Genomic DNA, 19,421 nt, shown 5'->3' on the forward strand with positions numbered 1-19,421 from the left:
CGCCTAAGTATGCAGGGAAAGCTCCACCGGCTCATCGGCGGGCAGGTCCACCGCCCTCGCACCGTACGGGCTGCGTACTGCCACCTGTTGGCTGAGCGCCGAGCGGAGCCGGACCCGCAGCGTCGTGGCGTCCCAGGTCAGCTCCTCGACGGTGATCCGGCCCCGGCAGGTAACCCCGCGCAGGGTGCCGCCGGGCAGCTCGCCCGGCCAGGCCGGCAGCAGGTGCAGCGACCCGGGGCGCGAATCGACCAGCATCTCGATCAGGACGCCGGGCAGCGTGTGCACGGCGTCGGCGTTGTACGTCTGCAGACCCGGGTTGTGGGCGCTCATCAACGACCGGAAGAACATGTCCGCGCAGATGATCTTCCGCAGGTTGGCGGCGGCCCGGTCGGCGTCGCGCAGCCGGGCGGCGACCAGCGCACGGTGCAGGCTGCCGTGCGCGGACAGGTTCTCGTCGCCGCGTACCGCCAGTGCCCGGTGGGCCGCGCGGGCCAGCTCCGGGGTGCCGTCCGGGGTGATCTCGTGCAGCGGCCAGACCGGGTAGAGGTGGCTGATGTGCCGGTGGTCGTCGTCGGCGCGGTATCCGGGCCACGCCCACTCGGCCAGCGCGCCCCGCTCGTCCACCAGGTATCCGGGCAGCCGCGCGGCCAGATCGGCCCACCGGGGCGCACCGGTCAACCCGCCCGCGACCCGCATCGCGTGCCGGGCGGCGGCGATGTCCATGGTGGCGTTCACCGCCGGGTAGACCGGCTCGTCGTGCTCGTCGGGCGGCCCGGTCTCGGCGGAGAACGACGGCACGATCATGTACCGGCCGTCGTCGTCGACCCGGGTCAGAAAATCCTCGAAGAACTCGGCCGCCTCGACCAGCCAACCGGCCACCTCCCCCAGCGGCTCCCCGGTGACCAGGTGGTGCTCCCACAGCGGGTACAGCAGCCAGTGCGCGCCGGGCAGCCAGGCCGGCCAGGGCCACTCGTCGCAGAAGTGGAACAGGTGCCCGTGTTCGCCGTCGGTGCGCCCCGGCGCGAGCAGGCCTCGGCCGCCGTACACCGCCCGCGCGTTGCGTCGCCAGTCGTCGACCTGGCCGGCGATCAACCGTCGGTGCGCAGCGGTCACCTCCGGCAGCGCGCCGATGTTCGCCCCGGACAACTGCAAATTCAGGTTGGCGTCGGTGGTGAAGTCGCCGGCCCAGGCGGCGTCCCAGGAGCCGAGCCAGAGCCCGGTCAGCCGGGGCGGCAGCGCCCCGCTGGAGCTGATCAGCAGGTACCGGCCGGCGTGGAACAGCCGTTCCAGCAGCGCCGGTGACAGTCGCTGGTCGTCGGCGCGCTGGGCGTCGAGCAGCTCACCGACCGGACGGCGCCGGTCGGCCTCGTCGACCCGCAACCGCAGCTCGACCCGCTGGTACATCGGCCGGTGCAGGGCGACGTGCCGAACCAGCAGCCGCTGGTAGTCGGCGCCCGGCTGCTGATCGGCCAGCCCGGCGAGCCGCGCGTGCAGCACCCCGGTGCCCCAGCCCGGCGCGTCGTAGCGGTCCAGCACGGTCAGCGCCAGCGCGTCCCCGCCGATCAGGATCCGGTCGCCGAGGATCTCGGTGTCGCCGGTCACCAGGGTCAGTCCTTCGAAGCCGTACGCCCCGAGGCCGGCCGGATAGCTGCCCCGGACCCGCAGGAACGCGTACCCGTCGCGCCGGTAGGCGGTGATGTCGTAGCTGACGTCGGCCGGCCGGCCGGGCAGGTCGCCGGTCGCGCCGAGCAGGCATGGGCCGGCAGCCAGCCGGACCACGGCGACCCGGTCCGCGCGGGAGACGAAGGCTTGCCGGGTTCCGCCGCCGGCCCACCGCACGGTGATCTCACCGGTGGTGAAGTCAGTGGTACGCAGGTAGTCGGCGGGCAGCGGCGCCGGCTCGGCGGCCCGGCCAGCCGGCGCGTCGACGGTCAGGTCGTCGACGGTCAGCGCGTAGCCGGGGTGGAACGACTGGGTCCACTCCAGCTGCCGGCCGGCGGCGAGCAGCCGACCGGCCTCGGTCCGTCGGCCGGCCAGGATCAGGTCCCGGACCTGCTCGATGACCCCCGCCAGCTCCGGTGGCCGCAGGCCGCGGGTGCCGTTGGGCAGCACGAACCGGTGATGGTCGACCACGATCCGTTCGGCGGTCGGGTCGCCGTACACCATCAGCCCGTACTCGCCGTTGCCGGTGAGGAACGCGTCTTCCCAGCGCGCCGCTGGCGCCGTGTCGTCGATCCGGTGCATCGGATCGACCTTAGCCAACGTCTTCAGCCGTACGCGAGGGTCAGCTTCGCGTACAGGTCCTCCAGCACGAACCGGGAGTCCACGCGGTGGTAGACCCGAATCGTCCGCGAGCGGTCCTGCCGGTGCTGATAGCTCAGATCGGGCCGGACGATCGGTGCCGGAATCTGGCGGTGATCCATCCAGTGCTCGTCCAGCAGCACCCCGACGGCAGGGGAGTCGCCGAGGACCCACGACTCCCCTGCCGGCCAGTTCGCATTGTCACCCATCGCGTCGTTGAATTCGACGAGTTGCCGGAACAGGTACGCACCGACCGGCCCACGCGGCGCCACCCGGACCGCGAGTTCGCTGAGACCGACCCGCATCATGCCGTACGCCGCGTTGGGGATCTGCCACAGCTCCACCTCGGAGTCGAACACCTCGTTGGCGGCGTCGACGTCGTTACCCAGGTTGAACTCGGCACCACCGTCCGGGTACGGGCCACCGCCGATCCAGACGGCGGTCAACCGCCCGGCAATCCTCGGCTCGACCCGCAGCGCGGCGGCGAGATCGGTCAGCGGCCCGAGAAAGGCCACGAACAGCGGCAGTGGATCGTCGCGCATGGCTTCGGCGACGATCAGGTCGACCCCGGGTGCTCCGCCGACCGCGTCCCGCAGCGGACGGCTGACCCCAGCGGCCACCGGCGGCGGAGCCGGCAGTCGCATCAGCTCCAGCAGGTGGTGGATCTCGGCGACGCTGGCGGCAGCGGTGTCCAGGCCGTTTCGGACGCCGAAGTGCGCGCCGACCAGCCCGCGCACGTCGAACCGGGGGGTGAGCAGTGCGTGCACGATCGCGTACTGGTCGTCGGCCTCATTGCGCGCGTCGCTGTCGACCACCAGCCGGATCCGCTTGGACCGCGGCACGGTGAGTGGATGTCGCCGAGAGTCCATCTGGACATAGTGTCAGCCGGCGGCCCGAACCGTAACTGTGTCGGGTAGCCGTTGTGGACGGGACGGGGCAGAGAAAAGCAGGTGCGTTCGAGGCGAGATCAGCCGCTGCGGAGTGTGGTGCTGACGACGGCGCTAACGGGGTGCGGTACCGCACCGGCGGAGCAACTGTGGCAGCCGCCGGGCGCGGCCGGCGGGCAGGTCGCCGCCGCAGAACCACCATCATGATCAACCTGCGCCGCTGGCTGCAGACCACTGATCGGGACGGTGTTCTGACCGTCACCGGCCGCCGACCCGCAGCGGTTCGGACCGGTCGGCCGGCCGGTCCGGCTCACGCAGCTCGGTACGGGCCAGCGCGGGCAGGCCGTGCCGGCGGCGGGCGGCCATCCAGCCGAGTGACCCGGCGACCACGACGGCGGCGAGGGCCACCAGCAGCGGGATGTCCGGCACGCCGAGCAGTTTCATGGCGCTGGCCAGCAGTACCAGGGTCAACGCCCGGCGGACCAGGCCGCCGGGTGCCCGCGACGACAGTTGTGCGCCGAGCCACGCGCCGGGCACCGCGCCGAGCAGCAGCGAGGTGGTCAGGTCGAGGCGGAAGTCACCGAAGAGCAGGTGCCCGACGGCGGCGGCGATCACCAGCGGTACCGCCTGCACCAGGTCGGTGCCGACGAGAAAGGCGGGCCGCAGCAGCGGGTAGAGCATCAGCAACGCGATGATGATCAGCGAACCGGAGCCGACGCTGGTCATCCCGACGATCAGACCGCCGACGGCACCGATCAGCACGGTGGGCAGCGGCCGGGCCCGCAGCGCCGGCTCGGCCGGTGCGGCATCATCCGCGCGATGGTCTGCGGCGCCGGCCCGGCGGCGGGTGGCGTGCTCGGCCATCCGGGTGTAGGTGCGGAAGACCAGACCAGCGGCGGCCAGTACCAGCGCCACCCCGAGCGCCACCTTGATGCCCTGCTGCAGTCGCTCGCCGTCGCCGAGCGAGCGCAGCAGCAGGACGCCGGCGAACGCGCTCGGCACGCTGCCCAGGCAGAGCCAGCCGACCAGCGACCAGTGCACGGTACGCCGCCGGATGTGCACCAGCCCGCCGACCGGTTTCATCACCGCGCTGACCACCAGGTCGCTGGAGACGGCGGCGAGCGGCGGCACGCCGAAGAAGATCACCAGCATCGGGGTCATCAGCGCCCCGCCGCCCATGCCGGTCAGCCCGACGATGATCCCGATGCCGCAACCGGCCAGCACCAATACCCAGTCCACCCTGTCGAGGGTGCCGGACCGGACCGGCAATGTCTAGCATGTCGATCGGAATTATCAGGTCGATAGGTGAACCGAATCCGGGCAGTTCGCGGTCAGCGGCTGGCCGGCAGTGCCGGGGCGACCGGCACCACCGGGCCGACCGGCCCGATCAGCGGGCGGTCGGCAGCGCGTTAGCGGCCACCACCCGCCGGTACCAGTGCGCGCTCTCCTTCCAGGTACGCCGCATCGTCTGCCGGTCGACGTGCACGATGCCGAACGTCTTGCCAAACCCGTGCGCCCACTCGAAGTTGTCCATCAGCGACCACACGAAGTACCCGCGCACGTCGGCGCCGCCGTCGATCGCCTCGGCCACCGCGGTCAGGTGCCGGTGCAGGTAGTCGACCCGGCGCGGGTCACGGACCCGGCCGTCGTCGTCGAGCACGTCGTCGAACGCCGCCCCGTTCTCGGTGATCATCATCGGCAGCCCCGGGTAGTCGCGGTGCAGCCGCAGCAGCAGCTCGGTCAGCCCGGTCTCGTCGATGTTCCAGCCCATCTGGGTGTACGGGCCGGGCTGGGTGACGAACTCGACGTCGGTGACACCGATCCACGGCGAGGCCGCCCCGTCGGCGTGCCCGTCGGCGGTCGACCGTGGCGACACCCCGTCCCACTGGCGGACCAGCACCGGGTTGTAGTAGTTCACCCCGAGCAGGTCCAGCGGGGCGTGCGCGGCCGCCTCGTCGCCGTCGCGCACGAACGACCAGTCGGTCACCGCCGCGGTGTCGTCGATCAGGTCCCGTGGGTACGCCCCGTCCAGCATCGGCCCGAGGAACGCCCGGTTGGCCAGCGCGTCGATCCGGCGTACCGCCTCGGCGTCGCCGGGCGACTCGCCCCGCACGTGGTGCAGGTTCAACGTCACGCTGACCCGGGCCGCCGGGTCGATGCCCGCCCGCAGCGCGCGTACCGCCAGACCGTGGCCGAGGTTGAGGTGGTGCACGGCGGCCAGCGCGGCGGCCGGCTCGGTACGCGCCGGGGCGTGCACGCCGGAGCCGTAGCCCAGGTACGCCGAGCACCACGGCTCGTTGAGGGTGATCCAGGTGTGCACCCGGTCGCCGAACACCTCGCCCATCCGGCCGGCGTACTCGGCGAACCGCTCGGCGGTGTCCCGGTGCGGCCAGCCGCCGGCGTCCTCCAGCTCCTGCGGCAGGTCCCAGTGGTAGAGGGTGGCGACCGGCGCGATCCCCCGGGCCCGCAGCCCGTCGACCAGCGCCGAGTAGAAGTCCACGCCCCGCTGGTTGAGCTGGCTGCCGGCCCCTGGCAGCACCCGGGACCAGGAGATCGAGAACCGGTACGCGCCGACGCCGAGCTCGGCGAGGATGTCCAGGTCCTCCTCCAGCCGGTGGTAGTGGTCGCAGGCCACGTCACCGGTGTCGCCGTTGGTGACCAGACCGGGGGTGTGCGCGAAGGTGTCCCAGATGGACGGTGTGCGGCCGTCCACCGCAGCGGCCCCCTCGACCTGGTACGAGGCGGTCGCCGTACCCCAGAGGAAGTTGCCGGGAAAGACAGGGCCGGACGGTAATGATACGGACATGTCGGGATTCTCCTTACGCGCTGAGCACGATCTCAATCTGGCGGGTGTCCGGGTCGGCGGTGACCCGACCGCCCGCCTCGGTGGCCTCCGGGCAGGGCCTGTACCGGACACCCGCGTCGGCGACGCCGCACGATCAACAGGCTCCAGCATGCCTGCTGGTCGCCGATCCGACGCGGCCGGACCCGGCGACGGACCTGGCAACGGACCCGGCCGGCCGGTGAGCGCCGCAGCTGGCGGCCGCCGGGAGCAGCAGCCGGGAGACCGGCCGGACAGCCCTGACGCCGACCATCGGCGGTAGATCGCCCCGAACCTGGGTACGCCTTTCGCCGTGACCTTCGGAGCCTGGCTGGCGCATGTGCGGGGCGGTCGGCTGCTGCACCCGCGCGGCTGCTCGTTCACCGGCGAGGTCCAGCTCTGGGGCCCGCTCGCCGACTGGTTCCTGCCAGCGGGGCGCTGGCCGGCCGTCATCCGGTTCTCCCGGGGCACCCCGACCCCGCCCGGCTGGCCGGACATCCTCGGCCTTGCGGTCCGGATCCAGGTCCCGGACCGCCCGGTCGACCTGCTGGTGTCCAGCGCCGGCCGAGCGCCGGTCCTGCGCCACCTTCCGCTACCCCGGCGCGACTTCGCCACCACGTACGGCAGCATCCTGTCGTTGCGGCACGGTCGGCACCGGATCTACCTGGCCGCGTTTCCGGCCGCCCCGGGTCGCCTCGGCGGCGCGGTCGAGCAGCTCGCCGAGGTCGCCGCCCGTCGCCCAATCGTGCTGCGGCTGGCGGCGGCCACCGCCACCAGTCACTGGCGGACGTTCGGTCGGATCGACGTCGGCGAGCCGCTGCCGTCCGCCGTTGACGCCGCCCTCGCCTTCGACCCGACCGGTCACCCTCCGCTGCGGCTGCGAACGGGTGGGCTGATCCAACGGCTCCGTACCGTCACCTACGCCGCCTCCCGGCGCGCCCGGGGCGCCCGCACCGACGACAATCCGATTGTCGCCGCCGGTCAGCGGCCGCTAGCGTGAGCGGCACCGTGACGACCGAGGAGCGACCGATGCGACCGCTGGCGAAACCTGCCACCGCCCGACGAGGCTGAGCCGCGCCCACCGGCAGTCCCGCTGATCCTCGCCGATCCCTCCGGCGATGCACGCCGGTCCCTTCCCGGTGCCGCCGGCCGGCACCGGATCACCGTCGCGTTTCCCCTACCGAGGAGTTTCCGATGAGTCATGCCCTGCTGCCCGGGACCCGGGCCCCGGTCAAGGTCTGGACCGATCCGGCGACCATCGAGCCGCACGCCAGCCAGCAGCTGCGCAACATCGGCACGCTGCCGTGGGTGCACGGCGTCGCGGTGATGCCCGACGTGCACTACGGCAAGGGCGCCACCGTCGGCTCGGTGATCGCGATGCGTCAGGCGCTGGCCCCGGCGGCGGTCGGCGTCGACATCGGCTGCGGCATGTCCGCGGTGCGGACCAGCCTGACCGACGCGCAGTTGCCGGACGACCTGGGCGCGCTGCGTACCGCGATCGAGGCCGCGGTCCCGGTCGGCTTCCAGGCCCGCGACACCCCGGTCGACCCGCGCCGGGTGCACGGTCTGCCGACCGCCGGCTGGGACCGGTTCTGGTCCGGCTTCGCCGGCCTGCACCCCGGGGTCGCCGCGCTGGAGTCCCGGGCGCAGCGTCAGCTCGGCACGCTCGGCGGCGGCAACCACTTCATCGAGGTCTGCGTCGAGCAGGGCGGTCCGGACGCCGGCCAAGTCTGGCTGATGCTGCACTCCGGCTCCCGCAACATCGGCAAGGAGCTGGCCGAGCGGCACATCGCGGCGGCCCGGAAGCTGCCGCACAACGCCGACCTGCCCGACCGCGACCTGGCGGTCTTCCTCGCCGACACGGCGGAGATGACGGCGTACCGGCGGGACCTGGCCTGGGCGCAGGAGTACGCGGCCCGCAACCGGGCGGTCATGCTGGCGCTGCTCTGCCGGGTGCTGCGCACGGCGGTGCCGGCGGTCCGCTTCGACGAGCCGATCTCCTGCCACCACAACTACGTGGCCGAGGAGGTCTACGACGGGGTGCCGCTGCTGGTGACCCGCAAGGGGGCGATCCGGGCCGGGCGGGGCGAACTGGGCATCATCCCCGGGTCGATGGGGACCGGCTCCTACATCGTGCGGGGTCGGGGCAGCGAGGCGGCGTACTGCTCGGCGTCGCACGGTGCGGGTCGGCGGATGTCGCGGTCGAAGGCGAAGAAGACCTACACCGTCGACGACCTGGCCGAGCAGACCGCCGGGGTGGAGTGCCGCAAGGACGCCGGTGTGGTCGACGAGATCCCGGCGGCGTACAAGGACCTGGACCAGGTGCTCGCCGAGCAGGCCGACCTGGTCGAGGTGGTGGCGCACCTGCGGCAGGTGGTCTGCGTCAAGGGTTGACCACCGGATGGGCGACCGGGGCGCGCACCGGGGCGGGCCGACCCTCCCAGCAGGGTCGACCCGCCCACGATGTTTCCTGTCGACAGTGGTTGCTATCGACGGTCGGTCGGGGTCATGTTCGACAGGTGACCGTCGGCCAGGTCCAGTTGCCGCCGTGCATGATCGTCACTCCGAAGTTGTTACCGCTACCGTTCGGCCTGGCGGTGATGTTCCCGGTCGTGCCGCTGACCGAGGCGTTCCAGCTGTTCTGCAGGCTCTGTCCGCCGTGCAGGCTGAGGGTGACCGTCCAGTTGCTGACGTTCTGCACCGAGACGTTGAGGTTGAACCGGTCGCCGAACTGCTGGCCGGCCGACAGCACGGCGGTGCAGTTGCTCTGGCCCGGGTCACCCGGGTTGCCAGGGTTGCCGGTCGGGGACGGTCCGGGGTTGCCGCTGCCGCCCCCCAGACGTTGATGTCGGAGCTCCCCTGGCTCTGGTAGCCCTCGGTCGCCATCACCTGGTAGCTGTGGTTGGAGCCGAGCTGTATCCCGGCGCGCGCCCAGGCGTCGAAGTGGTTGGCGGTGGTGATGGTGCCGCCGGTGCGCTTCTGCTGCCGGACGCTCCAGTACTGCCAGAACGTCTGGGTGCCGTCGATCGACGGCGCGTTGAGCGCGCATCTGCTGGCGTCCGGTGTCGTGCCGGGTGCCGAGGGTGGGACGCACGCCGGTTGACCGGCCCGACTAGCCTGCCGACCGGGACGAGACGGGGGAGGTCGCGGTGGGTGACACGGCGGTGGGTAGCGCGGCGGGTGACCGGGCGTCCGGGTGCCTGTTCGGGCTGGCGTACGGTGACGCACTCGGCAAGCCGACCGAGTTTCTGACGGTCGCCGAGATTCACCACCGGTACGGCCAGGCCGGGCCGCGTGAGCTGACCGGCGAGCCGGCGCTGGTCACCGACGACACCCAGATGACCCTCGCGGTCGGCTGGGCGCTGCATGACGCCCCGGCCGCCACCCCGGACGGGCTGGAACCGCTGCTCCGGGCCCGGTTCCTGGCCTGGGCGGCCAGCCCGGACAACAACCGGGCCCCGGGGATGACCTGCCTGCGGGCCTGCGGCGAACTGGTCACCGGGGTGGCCTGGCAGCAGGCCACCGTAGCCGGGTCGAAGGGCTGCGGGGCGAACATGCGGGTCGCCCCGGTCGGTCTGGTCGACGCCTACGACGACGACACCGTGGCCGGCGTCGCGCAACTGCAGGCCGGGCTGACCCACGGACACCCGACCGCGCTGGCCGCGAGCGAGTTGACCGCCGTCGCGGTCCGGCTGCTGCGCGCGGGTACGCCGCTACCGGCGCTGCCGGGCCTGCTGCGTGAGCACTGTCGCGGGCAGCGGGAGGTGTACCGCGACGACTGGCTCGGCCCGCTGTGGCAGCGGCCGGGAACGGACAGTCCGACGGGGTTCATCTCCCGGGGCTGGGACGAGTGTCTCGACGCACTGGACCGGCTCGACTCGGCGTTGGCCGCCGGGGACGACGGCGGCGACGCCTGCCGGGTCACCGGGGAGGGCTGGATCGCGGAGGAGGCTCTGGCCACCGGGCTGCTCTGCGCACTGTGGCACGCCGACGACCCGGTGGGCGGGTTGGCCCGCGGGGCGGCCACCTCCGGCGACTCGGACTCGATCGCCTGTCTGGCCGGGGCCTTCCTCGGCGCGGCGTACGGAACGGCGGCCTGGCCGACGACGTGGCCGGACCGCATCGAGTACGCCGACCAACTGCACGCCCTCGGCCAAGCCTGGGACTGACTGGGCCGAGCAGCATCGACCCACTGCACCACCAGCAGCACCAGCCAGCCACCCGGCAACGTCAGCTGCACGGCCGGATGAACCCGCAAGCTGCGGAGTTCCCGGGCCGGCTGCCGACGCCGACGGCGGTGCTGCGGGGCGAACATGTCGCCGGCCGGGCCGGGCGGGATCTCCAGCGCCGCGCCGATCGCGGTGAAGATGCTCCGGGCGTGCGGGGCGTGCTGTGTCGCCGGGGCGGCGGGCATCACGACGGTCTGGTCGACCTGGTCGCGCTGCGGCAGCGCCCCGACTGTGTCCGAGAGGGACACCGCGAATGCGAGGTGTGCGTCGACGAAGGCCGGCACGCCGGCCGGGGCGGCGAGCAGCGGTGCGAGCGGGTCGGTGGCCGGGGCGACCAGCAGCCGTACGGTCAGCGTCCGCCCGGTGTGGTCCCACCGCTGCAGGTACGGCACCAGGGTGAGGTTGTGCGAGGTTGCCATCTGTCCGCCTTCTTCGCCGACCTGGTCGTCACAGGGCAGCGGTCTCGGTGACCTGGTAGGACGCGCTGATCGAAAGGATCAGGAAGAGATCGACCTGGATCTTGACCGATCCGGAGTAGTCGCACTTGGTGCCGTCGCGGCGGTGCAGCAGCAGAGTGCCGACACCACCCGGGGTGGGCACCGGCTGCCCGGCGGTGGTCACCGGCCGGTCCAGGGCCACCTCGCTGCGGCCGGTGACCATCAGATGCTCGCCGTCGACGGCGTGGCACCGGTAGAACAGCCGGAACGGTTCGTCGTATGTCTGCCGCCAGGGCAGCCGGTGCCCGCCCCCGCCGGCGATCGCCCATAACTGGATGTCATGGGCGACCGGCGGCCCCAGCGGGGTGAACGGGTCGGCGAGTACCGTCGCGGCGGACGCACCGATCACCATCCACGCGCTGTCCAGCGGGTGTTCCCGCGGGTCCGGGGCGTACCAGCGGGCGGCCAGGCCGGTGACCCGCAGCAGCCAGGTCGCCGCAGTGGACGCCTCGCCGAGAATCGCCGGGTCGGTGACGACGACGACCGGCAGGCCGAGCCCGGCGTCGCGGATGGTGCCGGTGCCGGTGAAGTCGGTCAACGGGTTGCCGGCCGGGTCGGCACCGACTCCGGTGGCGTCCACGGTGGTCGGTTCGACGGTGTAGCCGAGCATCAGCGTCCAGAGCTGTTCGACGAACGTCCGGTCCCCGGTGGCCGGGCCGAACCGGAACTGCTGTCCCCAGGCCGTGGCGGCGCCGGGGTCGCCGACGATCTCGACTACGCCGGACCTGAAGCGGAAGGTCACCGAGGTGGGCAGGGTGCTGGCGGTCCCGGCGCTGTGGCAGCCGCCGACGCCGCCGGCCGGCGGCGGGTCGGGTGCGGGGTCGAGTCGCAGTACGGCGCTCAGCGGCGCGGGCACCTCGACGACGTCGCCCGGTACCGTCGCGGTGCCCAGCGTCAGCGTCCCACCGGTGACGAGCAGCCCGGCGTACGCGTCGACGGGCAGCCCGCCGAACAGGTCGCCGCGGATCCAGACGGTGCCGGCGTCGATGTCGACGACGGTGCCGGTACGTTGCACGGTCGGCGGCCGGGCCTGGGTGACCACGAACGCGGGTGCGGCGGCACCGGCCTCGCGGACCTGGAGCCGGCGGGCGGCGACGAACGTTTCGTACCAGACGTCGACTCCGCCGGGGGTGCGGTACGGGCCGACGCGGCGGGTCGGGGTCAGCCCGGTGCGGCTGTCGACGAACCGGCCGGCGAGGAGCTCTTCGCGTTCGTCACGGCGGTGCACCAGCCGGGTGTCGCGGGGCAGATCGGCGGTGGCACGCTGAGCGGCCGACGCGGCAAGACTGGTCAGGACGGTACGGACGACGGGGAGATCTCCACGGACTGGCTCTGACACGCGCTCCTCCTCGGAGGCTGCTGCAGCCGGACTCGGACCGGTCTGCAGCGTGCGCCACGTCACACTCCGTGTTCAATCAGATCTTGGATAGTTACCGACCTTCGGAGGTCAGCGCTGGCCGTCCGGATGAGCCCGGGCCACGGCCGTCACCCTGTGGCGTCCCGGTCGGCTTCGTCGGCCGACCGGCCCACGTCGGTCGGCGGCCGGCCGGCGGCCCAGCGGATCGCGCCGAGCAGGTGGGCGCGGAACGCCGGTTCGGCGTACGCCTCGACGGTGTGGCCGCCGCCGGTGTAGAAGGTGCGGCCGCCGGCGTACGTCCGGCACCAGGCGTGCGGGTGCGGCTGCCCCATCTGCCCGCCGGTGTAGCTGGTTTCGTCGAGCACCGCGAGGATCCGGGCGTCGGTCGGCCGGGTCCGGTAGTCGTACCACTCGTCGGTGCGCGCCCAGCGGGTCGGCAGGTGCGCGGTGGCCGGGTGGGTCCGGTCGACGACCTCGACGGTGGCCGGCTGCACCGGCGGGTGCTGGGCGAAGTACGCACCGACAAGTTCGCCGTAGAACGGCCAGTTGTGCTCGGTGTCGGCGGCCGCGTGCACCCCGACGAATCCGCCGCCACCGTTGATGTAGCCCTCGAACGCGGCCCGGCCGGCGTCGTCGAGCACGTCGCCGGTGGTGTTGAGGAAGACGACGGCGGCGTACCGGCTCAGGTTGTCCGGGGTGAAGACGGCCGGGTCCTCGGTGGCGTCGACGGCGAAGCCGTGCTCCGCGCCGAGTTCGCCGACGGCCTCGACACCGACCGGGATGGAATCGTGCCGGTACCCGGTGGTGCGGCTGTAGATGAGCACCCGGTACCCGGTCTCGGCGCTCGACTCGGTGCAGCCGGTGGTCACCAGCGCCACGATACCGCCGAGCAGGCCGGTGCCGACCACCCGTCGGGTGAGGCCGGCACGGGGCCGGACCGGTTCGCCGGTCACCGGACCGGCTCCGCGACGGCGGTGGGCGCATCCGGCTGCGGCGGCAGACCGCGGGTGGACAGGAACGCCTGCCACTCGGCGGTGATCCGCTCGACGTCCCGGCAGACCAGCCCGAAGAACTCGCCCATCAACTGCAGCCGGTCCCCGGCGGGGGTGTCCGGCCCGAGTACGGCGGCACCGTGGGTCGCCGCGTCCGCCCAGGTCCGGAAGACGTGCACCCGCAGCGACCAGGCCCGGTACCACAGGCCGTCGTCGACGGCGTAGCGGTCGCGCCGCTGCCCCGGCTCGCGTCGCCGGGCGACGAAGCCGATCCGCTCCAGGAAGGCTATCGACTTGGAGATCGACGCCGGGCTGACCCGCAGCCGGTCGACCAGCTCGGCGGCGGTGAGTGAACCGCCGTCGCTGACGAAGAGGCTGACCAGCACCCGGGCGGTCATCCGGGGGAAGCCGGACTGGATCATCAGGGCGGCGAACTGCTGCTCGAAGGCCTGCACGGCGGCCGTGTCCCGGCCGTACCCGGTGGCCTGGTCGGCCGGTGGCCGGGTGACCGGGCCGGTACGGCGGGCCCGGTGCGCGGTGGCCCGGTGCGCGGCGGTGGCCCGGTAGCCGGCCGGCCCGCCGTTGCGCCCGACCTCCCGGCTGATCGTGGAGGTCGGCCGGTCGAGCCGGCGGGCGATCTCGGCGTAGCCGGCGCCGTCGGCGAGCGCCTGCTCGATGCGCTGCCGGTCCTGATAGGTCAACCGTCCGCCGGGCATCCGCCCCCCGCCCTCCGCTGCGTTCGGTCTCAATTCATTGCAACACATCCTGACTGATCGTTGCGTTGACCGCAACCGCCATTGCAACGCCAGGCCCGATTCAACGCGTGATGCCCGCTGGTGACGGGCTCTTCACTGACCACCTTGCGAACGCTACGTAGATTTCTGGTCACGGAAACAGCGATCGAGGTCGGGGTCCTGACCAAGCGGTACGGCCGCAGCACCGCGCTGGACGGGCTCGACCTGTTCGGTGCGCTGCTGCAACTGCCGCAGCCGCTGCGCGATCTCTCCCCGTTCACGCATCTGCCGAGCCTGCCGGGCGGGCAGGTGTCGGCCGTACCGCTGGTCGTCCTGGCGCTGCTGGCGGCCGGCTCCGCCGCCGGCATGATCGGGCTGCGGCGGCGGGACCTGCCGGTCGGCTGACCGTGTGCGAGGGTCAACCGGCGGCGGGCAGGTGGACGAGGAACCGGCAGCCGGGGCCGGCGTTGGCTACCTCGACCCGACCACCGTGCGCCTCGACCAGGCCGCGCACGATCGCCAGGCCGAGCCCGCCGCCGGCCGGCGGCGGCTCGGGACGGGGTCCGGCCCAATTGGGCAGGTACGCCGGCCCGATCGGCGACCCCGCTCGGGGCGGGCCGGCGGGAGCGGGGCTGCGCGCTGTTTCGCCCCGGAACGCCACGTCGAACACCCTCGGCAGGTCCGCCTCGGGAATACCGCCGCAGGTGTCGTGCACCGCCAGCCAGGCGGCACCGCCGTCGCGGCCCGCACTGACCTGCACCACCCCGTCGTACGGGGTGAACCGGATCGCGTTGCGAAGCAGGTTGCCGATGATCCGGGCCAGTTCCGGCTCGCTGGCGGTGACCGACGGCCAGCCGCGTTCGGCGGCGACCAGCCGGATGCCCCGCGCCCGGGCCAGCGGCTCGGCCGACGCCAGGGCGTCGGAGACCACCTCGGCGAGGGGCACCCGGCGCAGCGACAGCCGCAACGCGCCGGCGTTGATCCGGGACAGTTCGAACAGGTCGTCGACGAGTTGGGTCATCCGGTCGGTCTCGGCCCGGATCCGCCGGTGGTAGTCGGCGACGGTGGCCCGGTCGGCGACGACGCCGTCCTCAAGCGCCTCGGCCATGGCCCGCAGCCCCGCCAACGGCGTCCGCAGGTCGTGCGACACCCAGGCGACCAGTTCCCGCCGGTTCGCCTCGGCCTGGCGTTCCCGCTGACGCAGCTGGTCGGCCCAGACCGCCTGCCGGGCCAGCCGGGCACCCAGCCACCAGCCGACGGCCAGGCTGACCGCTCCGGACGCGGCGAGCACCAGGAGCACCACGTCCCGGTCGTGGACGGACAGGAACATCGCCTGGGCCGCGCCGACGACGCCGGCGAGGACCGCCAGTACGGTGACGGTGAGCAGGACGGTCAGGTGCACGACGATGCTGTGCCGGCGCAGCAGCCGCAGCGCGACCGCGCCCGGCACACCGATCAGCAGTGACGCGCCCAGCCCGATGGCGAACACGGCGAGGACGTCGCCGGTGGGCAGGTCAGGCATTGCCGGCCGCCGGTTCGTAGCGGTAGCCGACGCCCCAGACGGTGACGATCCGTAGGGGTCGGGCCGGATCCCGTTCGACCTTCTCGCGCAGCCGTCGCACGTGGACTGTCACGGTGGACTGGTCACCGAAGTTCCAGCCCCACACCTGGGCGAGCAGTTCCTCCCGGCGGAACGCCTTCGCCGGATGGCGGACCAGGTGCAGCAGCAGGTCGAACTCACGGGTGGTCAGCGCGAGCTCGGTGTCGCCGAGCCGGGCCGACCGCCGACTGGTGTCCAGCGCGAGCTCGCCGTCGCGGACCACCGGCGGTTCACCGCCGACCGGGCCGGGGGGCGGCCCGGAGCGGCGGAGCACCGACTGTACCCGCAGCACCAGCTCCCGGGGCGAGAACGGCTTCGTGACGTAGTCGTCGGCACCGAGCTGCAGGCCGATCACCCGGTCGGCCTCCTCCCCAAGTGCGGTCAGCATGATCACGGGTACGCCGCTGGCCTGCCGCTGCAGCCGCCGGCACACCTCCAGCCCGTCCAACCCTGGCAGCATCAGGTCCAGTACCACCAGGTCGGGCCGGCACTGGTCGACCGCGGCCAGCGCGGCGACCCCGTCGGCGGCGCGGGTGACCTGGTAGCCGGCTCGTTCCAGGTACCGGCGGACCACATCGGACACGGTGGGATCGTCGTCGACGACGAGCACCCGTAGGGACGGTCCGCCGGTGGTGGGCGCGGCCATGGCTGTCAGGCGGTCAACTCGGCTGCCCCGAACGACACCGAGAAGCGTTTGCACCAGATGGAGACGCTGGTCAGGCTGGTCAGGTCGACGTCGGCGGGGATCTCGTACACCTGGTCACCCCGGTTGCCCTTGAGCCGGTCCAGCTCGGCCCACTGCCCGTCGTCGAAGACGAACCAGCCGTCGCGGCCGTCCAGCACCGGCTGGTCGGAGAGCCAGACCCGCAGGTCCGGGCCGTTGGAGGTGGCGAAGTCGCGGAACACGAGCTGACGGCGGCCGTCGGCCAGCTCGACGACCTGGGCGGTGCCGCTGGTCTCGTGCTCGTGGGTGACGAACTCGCCGGAGGCCAGCAACCGGTTCCCGGCCGGTGACGGGCTGGCCGGTGCGGCGCTGGGCGATGCGGACCCGGGCGACGCGGACCCGGTAGCGGCGGGGTCCGGTGCCGGGGTGCCGGTCGCCGCGATCTGCACCTGCGGCAGCGCCTCGTCGACCACGTCGTCGGTGAACAGTTTCCACGGCTGGAACCAGTAGCCGCCGAACGCGAGTCCGGCGGCTACGACGACGGCGAGCAGCCAGCTCAACGGGTTGGCAAGGAGTCGTTTCCACACGCGGATCAGCCTACGGCGGCAGCGCCCGGCCGACCGTAGTTGATCTCTTGCGAAAGTCTTACGGTCGGCGTACCGGCAGGTCAGCTGGTTGCGACGGCGTACGCGAGCAGCAGCAGCGCGACGGTGAGCTGCCCCGCGCCGAGCACGGTCAGGGTGTTGCCGACCGACCACTGTCCGGGGCGGCCGATCCCGGCGTGCAGAAAGAAGCCGCCGGACTGGCTGATCGTGCCGGCGGCCAGCAGCGCGCCGACCGCCCAGGTGTACGGGTCGGACAGTCCGGCGCGGGCGGCGATGCTCAGTGCGGTCAGGGTCAGCACCAGCAGCACACCGGCGTGGGCGTGGCCGGCCCGGAACAGCGACAACTGGAAGTCGGTCAGTTTTCGGGCGGCGGCCAGCCGCATCAACGAGTAGCCGCCGAACATCACCGTCGGGACGCTGACCAGCGCGATCACGGTCAGCCATCGGTCCGCCGTACTCATCAGGGGTGCTCCTCGGGGTCGGAACTGCACGCGCCCGCTATCTTGTCACTGACAAGATAGCCGCTCCGGGTAGCATCTTGTCAACGGAAAGATAACGGGAGGCGCGATGCGGCAACAGCCGTACCACCACGGCGACCTGCGTAGAGCCCTGCTGACCGCCGCCGCCGAGGCGATCGCCGAATCCGGGGTGGCGGCGCTGAGCCTGCGCGACCTGGCTCGACGGGTGGGGGTCTCGCACGCCGCCCCGACGCACCACTTCGGCGACAAGACCGGCCTGCTCACCGCGATCGCCACCGAGGGCCTCGACCTGCTGGCGACCCAGTTGGCGGCGGCCGGCGGTGACATCCTCGCCGCCGGCCAGGCGTACGTGCGGTTCGCCGCGTCCCACCGGGCGCACTTCGAGGTGATGTTCCAACCGAGCCTGCTGAACTTCGACGCGCCGGAGCTGGTCACCGCGCGACAACGGGCCGGCCGCGCGCTACGGGCCAGCCTGGACGACGCCCGGGTGCCGGCCGGCGACCGGGACAACGCCCGCCTGGCGGCCTGGTCGATCGTGCACGGCTTCGCGACCCTGTGGCTGTCCGGGGCGCTGCCGCACGACGCAGACGACGACCCGGCGGCGCACGCCGGCCCGGTGATCCGACTGCTCTTCGAGCCCGCTCCTGATCAGCAGACTTGACAGATTGAGTGCATCGCGTAAAGCTTGTCTCGCCTGTCAAGTAGACGGAGAAGCGAGGGGTCAGCGTGGCTGCATGGTCATTCGATGACATTCCCGACCAGACCGGCCGGGTCGCGGTGGTGACCGGGGCGAACACCGGCATCGGCTTCGAGACCGCCCGGATGCTCGCCGGCAAAGGCGCACACGTGGTGCTGACCTACCGGGACAAGGGCAGGGGCGAATCGGCGCTGGACCGGATCCGGGCCGGTCAGCCAGCCGGCACAGTGACCGGGGCCGAGCTGGACCTGGCCGACCTCGACTCGGTCACCGCGTTCGCCGACGCCTACCGCGCCGACCACGACCGGCTCGACCTGCTGATCAACAACGCCGGCGTGATGGCACCGCCGCTGGGACGCACCCGGCAGGGCTTCGAACTGCAGTTCGGCACCAACCATCTCGGCCACTTCGCGCTCACCGGCGAACTGCTGCCGCTGCTCGACGCGGCACCGGCGGCCCGGGTGGTGACCGTCTCCAGCCTGGCCCACTGGACCGGCGGCATCGACATCGACGACCTCAACTGGCGGCAACGCCGCTACCGGCCATGGGCCGCGTACGGACAGAGCAAACTCGCCAACCTGCTGTTCACCCTGGAACTGCAGCGCCGGCTGACCGAGGCCGGGTCGACCGTGCGGGCCGTCGCCGCCCATCCCGGCCTGACCTCGACCGAGATCGGCCGCCACCAGGGCCGGTCCACCGGCGAGAGCCGGTCGCGGGTCGAGCGGATGATTCGGATGCGACCACCGGCCGGGGCACTGCCCAGCCTGCGCGCCGCGACCGATCCGCAGGCCGCCGCCGGCAGTTACTGGGGTCCGGCCCGCCGGTTCGGCGCCTCCGGGCCACCCGCGCCGGCCCGCAGCTCCGCACGGGCCAAGGACACCGTCATGGCCAGCCGACTGTGGTCCGAGAGCGAACAGCTGACCGGGGTGGCGTACCCGTTCTCGGCACTGGGACGTACGGAGCGCCCGGCGTGACGCCGGGCAGTACCCGACGGGACACCATCGCCGACGCCGCGATCGACGTGTTCATCCGGTACGGGTTCCGGAAGACCTCGATGGACGACCTGGCCCGCGCGGCCGACATCTCCCGGCAAGGGCTCTACCTGCACTTCAAGACCAAGGACGAGCTGTTCGTCGCCGCCGTGGACCGGATGGTGACCGGCGTGTGCGCGGCGACCCGGGCGGCCTTCGCCCGCGACGACCTCGACCCGCCCGGGCGGATCCTCGCCGCGTTCGAAGCGTGCCAGGGCCCGTCGGTCGGGGCCGCGGTGCACGGCAACTTCGAGGAGCTGCTGAACACCGCGGCCACGCTGCGCTGCTCGCTGGCCGAGCGGATCGAGCGCGGGCTGGTCGACGGGGTCGAGCAGGTCCTGGCCGACAGCGGGGTCGCCGACCGCTGGCGGACAGCCGGCCTGTCCGCCCGGGACCTGGCCGAGCACCTGCACGCCACCTCATTCGGCTTGAAACACAAGCTCTCGTCGGTCGACGAGTACCGAAACGGAATGCAGACCGCCGTGACGATCGTGTTCGCCGGCGGCGAGGCCCTGACCCGGGAGTGA

At 72.6% G+C, this 19,421-nt stretch carries 20 protein-coding genes and 2 pseudogenes; 8 read left to right on the forward strand and 14 right to left on the reverse strand.

What is annotated here, in order from left to right:
• Positions 1–3: 3 nt before the first annotated feature.
• The 4 genes from O7553_RS21395 to O7553_RS21410 form a co-directional block, all read right to left on the reverse strand.
• The gene (locus O7553_RS21395) at positions 4–2,244 is read right to left on the reverse strand and encodes a glycoside hydrolase N-terminal domain-containing protein (protein ID WP_281551468.1); all 2,241 of its coding nucleotides are present in this window, start codon (positions 2,242–2,244) and stop codon (positions 4–6) included.
• Positions 2,245–2,267: 23 nt separating this feature from the next.
• Positions 2,268–3,170, reverse strand: a complete 903-nt coding sequence (locus tag O7553_RS21400; RefSeq protein ID WP_281551469.1) for a nucleoside hydrolase — start codon at positions 3,168–3,170, stop codon at positions 2,268–2,270.
• Between the two features lie 276 nt (positions 3,171–3,446).
• Complete coding sequence (locus O7553_RS21405) at positions 3,447–4,427, reverse strand: sulfite exporter TauE/SafE family protein (protein WP_281551470.1); 981 nt, start codon at positions 4,425–4,427, stop codon at positions 3,447–3,449.
• A 148-nt stretch (positions 4,428–4,575) separates the two neighbouring features.
• Entirely contained in the window at positions 4,576–5,994 is a 1,419-nt protein-coding gene (locus O7553_RS21410) for a GH1 family beta-glucosidase (RefSeq protein WP_281551471.1), read from the reverse strand.
• A 328-nt stretch (positions 5,995–6,322) separates the two neighbouring features.
• Between O7553_RS21410 and O7553_RS21415 the strand changes: the two genes are divergently transcribed.
• Both O7553_RS21415 and O7553_RS21420 read left to right on the forward strand, forming a co-directional pair.
• Positions 6,323–7,009: a phosphodiesterase gene (locus O7553_RS21415; RefSeq protein WP_281551472.1), complete on the forward strand. Its 687-nt coding sequence runs from the start codon at positions 6,323–6,325 to the stop codon at positions 7,007–7,009.
• A gap of 194 nt (positions 7,010–7,203) precedes the next feature.
• Entirely contained in the window at positions 7,204–8,403 is a 1,200-nt protein-coding gene (locus O7553_RS21420; RefSeq protein ID WP_281551473.1) for an RtcB family protein, read from the forward strand.
• Positions 8,404–8,515: 112 nt separating this feature from the next.
• Here O7553_RS21420 and O7553_RS21425 read toward each other — a convergent pair whose 3' ends face one another.
• Positions 8,516–8,761, reverse strand: coding sequence for a hypothetical protein (locus O7553_RS21425; protein WP_281555821.1), 246 nt, complete (start codon positions 8,759–8,761; stop codon positions 8,516–8,518).
• A 152-nt stretch (positions 8,762–8,913) separates the two neighbouring features.
• Positions 8,914–9,237, reverse strand: a pseudogene (locus O7553_RS21430) (glycoside hydrolase family 11 protein); the annotation flags it as partial.
• Here O7553_RS21430 and O7553_RS21435 point away from each other — a divergent pair.
• Complete coding sequence (locus O7553_RS21435) at positions 9,174–10,178, forward strand: ADP-ribosylglycohydrolase family protein (protein ID WP_281551474.1); 1,005 nt, start codon at positions 9,174–9,176, stop codon at positions 10,176–10,178. The pseudogene O7553_RS21430 and the gene O7553_RS21435 overlap by 64 nt on opposite strands.
• A gap of 77 nt (positions 10,179–10,255) precedes the next feature.
• A complete protein-coding gene (locus tag O7553_RS21440; RefSeq protein WP_281551475.1) occupies positions 10,256–10,708 on the forward strand; it encodes a hypothetical protein in 453 nt (150 codons plus the stop codon).
• Here O7553_RS21440 and O7553_RS21445 read toward each other — a convergent pair.
• From O7553_RS21445 to O7553_RS21460, 4 genes and pseudogenes are all read right to left on the reverse strand, one after another.
• Positions 10,686–12,074 (reverse strand): hypothetical protein, encoded by a 1,389-nt coding sequence (locus tag O7553_RS21445; RefSeq protein ID WP_281551476.1) that lies wholly within the window; start codon positions 12,072–12,074, stop codon positions 10,686–10,688. The genes O7553_RS21440 and O7553_RS21445 overlap by 23 nt on opposite strands.
• Before the next feature lie 146 nt (positions 12,075–12,220).
• Complete coding sequence (locus tag O7553_RS21450) at positions 12,221–13,045, reverse strand: ThuA domain-containing protein (protein WP_348650043.1); 825 nt, start codon at positions 13,043–13,045, stop codon at positions 12,221–12,223.
• Positions 13,042–13,506 (reverse strand): helix-turn-helix domain-containing protein, encoded by a 465-nt coding sequence (locus O7553_RS21455; protein WP_348651208.1) that lies wholly within the window; start codon positions 13,504–13,506, stop codon positions 13,042–13,044. Before O7553_RS21455 ends, O7553_RS21450 begins: the two co-directional genes overlap by 4 nt.
• A gap of 96 nt (positions 13,507–13,602) precedes the next feature.
• A pseudogene (locus tag O7553_RS21460) lies at positions 13,603–13,848 on the reverse strand (helix-turn-helix domain-containing protein); the annotation flags it as partial.
• Between the two features lie 96 nt (positions 13,849–13,944).
• On the opposite strand from O7553_RS21460, the gene O7553_RS21465 reads away from it, so the two are divergent.
• Complete coding sequence (locus O7553_RS21465) at positions 13,945–14,223, forward strand: hypothetical protein (RefSeq protein WP_281551477.1); 279 nt, start codon at positions 13,945–13,947, stop codon at positions 14,221–14,223.
• A gap of 13 nt (positions 14,224–14,236) precedes the next feature.
• Here the strand turns inward: O7553_RS21465 and O7553_RS21470 are convergent, their stop codons facing one another.
• The 4 genes from O7553_RS21470 to O7553_RS21485 form a co-directional block, all read right to left on the reverse strand.
• A complete protein-coding gene (locus tag O7553_RS21470) occupies positions 14,237–15,340 on the reverse strand; it encodes a HAMP domain-containing sensor histidine kinase (RefSeq protein ID WP_281551478.1) in 1,104 nt (367 codons plus the stop codon).
• The gene (locus O7553_RS21475) at positions 15,333–16,064 is read right to left on the reverse strand and encodes a response regulator transcription factor (RefSeq protein WP_281551479.1); all 732 of its coding nucleotides are present in this window, start codon (positions 16,062–16,064) and stop codon (positions 15,333–15,335) included. Before O7553_RS21475 ends, O7553_RS21470 begins: the two co-directional genes overlap by 8 nt.
• A 5-nt stretch (positions 16,065–16,069) precedes the next feature.
• On the reverse strand, positions 16,070–16,669 hold the full coding sequence (locus O7553_RS21480) for a DM13 domain-containing protein (protein WP_281551480.1): 600 nt from the start codon (positions 16,667–16,669) through the stop codon (positions 16,070–16,072).
• Between the two features lie 80 nt (positions 16,670–16,749).
• The gene (locus O7553_RS21485) at positions 16,750–17,148 is read right to left on the reverse strand and encodes a hypothetical protein (protein ID WP_281551481.1); all 399 of its coding nucleotides are present in this window, start codon (positions 17,146–17,148) and stop codon (positions 16,750–16,752) included.
• Between the two features lie 106 nt (positions 17,149–17,254).
• Between O7553_RS21485 and O7553_RS21490 the strand changes: the two genes are divergently transcribed.
• The 3 genes from O7553_RS21490 (at position 17,255) to O7553_RS21500 (ending at position 19,421) form a co-directional block, all read left to right on the forward strand.
• Positions 17,255–17,827: a TetR/AcrR family transcriptional regulator gene (locus O7553_RS21490; RefSeq protein WP_281551482.1), complete on the forward strand. Its 573-nt coding sequence runs from the start codon at positions 17,255–17,257 to the stop codon at positions 17,825–17,827.
• A gap of 65 nt (positions 17,828–17,892) precedes the next feature.
• Positions 17,893–18,837 (forward strand): oxidoreductase, encoded by a 945-nt coding sequence (locus tag O7553_RS21495; protein ID WP_281551483.1) that lies wholly within the window; start codon positions 17,893–17,895, stop codon positions 18,835–18,837.
• Entirely contained in the window at positions 18,834–19,421 is a 588-nt protein-coding gene (locus tag O7553_RS21500) for a TetR/AcrR family transcriptional regulator (protein WP_281551484.1), read from the forward strand. Before O7553_RS21495 ends, O7553_RS21500 begins: the two co-directional genes overlap by 4 nt.

Source organism: Solwaraspora sp. WMMA2059 (assembly GCF_027497315.1).
Taxonomy (GTDB): Bacteria; Actinomycetota; Actinomycetes; order Mycobacteriales; family Micromonosporaceae; genus Micromonospora_E.

Excerpts from the sequence above, each read along its gene's own strand:
- O7553_RS21395 (WP_281551468.1), bottom strand. The coding sequence starts at position 2,244 with ATGCACCGGATCGACGACACGGCGCCAGCGGCGCGCTGGGAAGACGCG.
- O7553_RS21400 (WP_281551469.1), bottom strand. The coding sequence starts at position 3,170 with ATGGACTCTCGGCGACATCCACTCACCGTGCCGCGGTCCAAGCGGATC.
- O7553_RS21410 (WP_281551471.1), bottom strand. The coding sequence starts at position 5,994 with ATGTCCGTATCATTACCGTCCGGCCCTGTCTTTCCCGGCAACTTCCTC.
- O7553_RS21420 (WP_281551473.1), top strand. The coding sequence starts at position 7,204 with ATGAGTCATGCCCTGCTGCCCGGGACCCGGGCCCCGGTCAAGGTCTGG.
- O7553_RS21440 (WP_281551475.1), top strand. The coding sequence starts at position 10,256 with ATGAACCCGCAAGCTGCGGAGTTCCCGGGCCGGCTGCCGACGCCGACG.
- O7553_RS21455 (WP_348651208.1), bottom strand. The coding sequence starts at position 13,506 with ATGATCCAGTCCGGCTTCCCCCGGATGACCGCCCGGGTGCTGGTCAGC.
- O7553_RS21470 (WP_281551478.1), bottom strand. The coding sequence starts at position 15,340 with ATGCCTGACCTGCCCACCGGCGACGTCCTCGCCGTGTTCGCCATCGGG.
- O7553_RS21475 (WP_281551479.1), bottom strand. The coding sequence starts at position 16,064 with ATGGCCGCGCCCACCACCGGCGGACCGTCCCTACGGGTGCTCGTCGTC.
- O7553_RS21485 (WP_281551481.1), bottom strand. The coding sequence starts at position 17,148 with ATGAGTACGGCGGACCGATGGCTGACCGTGATCGCGCTGGTCAGCGTC.
- O7553_RS21490 (WP_281551482.1), top strand. The coding sequence starts at position 17,255 with ATGCGGCAACAGCCGTACCACCACGGCGACCTGCGTAGAGCCCTGCTG.